Source organism: Bacteroides sp. K03 (genome assembly GCF_019734355.1).
Lineage (GTDB): Bacteria > Bacteroidota > Bacteroidia > Bacteroidales > Bacteroidaceae > Bacteroides > Bacteroides nordii.
Map to the genome: position 1 here is coordinate 1 of NZ_JAASHC010000060.1, position 538 is coordinate 538.

At 32.3% G+C, this 538-nt stretch carries 1 pseudogene; it reads left to right on the plus strand.

The window, feature by feature from the left end:
* Nucleotides 1–195: pseudogene (locus tag HCG69_RS20585) on the plus strand (IS110 family transposase); the annotation flags it as partial.
* Between the last annotated feature and the right edge of the window lie 343 nt (nt 196–538).

Sequence of the window (538 nt, forward strand, 5' to 3'; positions counted from 1 at the left end):
AATAAAGAAATAAGATTATACTTCCTAAAAAAGCATAAAGTGGAAAAGAAGCACTTTTTCGTAGCGATGAATAACATTGCCAATAAGTTATTGCGGCTGATTTACAGTCTGATTCACAAGCAACAGACCTATGACAGGGATTATATACAAAGAGACCCGAGATGTGTTGTGATTTCAGATACACATAAATGCTGAAAAAGGAACAAATGGACCGTTTAGGTAGTAAATATTCAAAACAAGTAGACGGTTTTATAATACATTGATAATTAATACATTATATGAGAGATTATTTTCTCGTAGAGAATCGACTCGTTTCTCTACGACAAACGCTTCGATTCTCTACGAGAAACGGGGCATTTATCACCGAGAAATAAGTGAAACATCCATAAGATATAACAATTGGTATAGTTACGAAAGTAGAGTCAGTCATTAATTGTAATGAAAAAGAAAACATAGTGAAGAAAGGACATATCTTTCGTAGTTAACATTTATTAAAGCAATATTCTGCGGAAACATTTGGTTTTAATAGAGTATACGA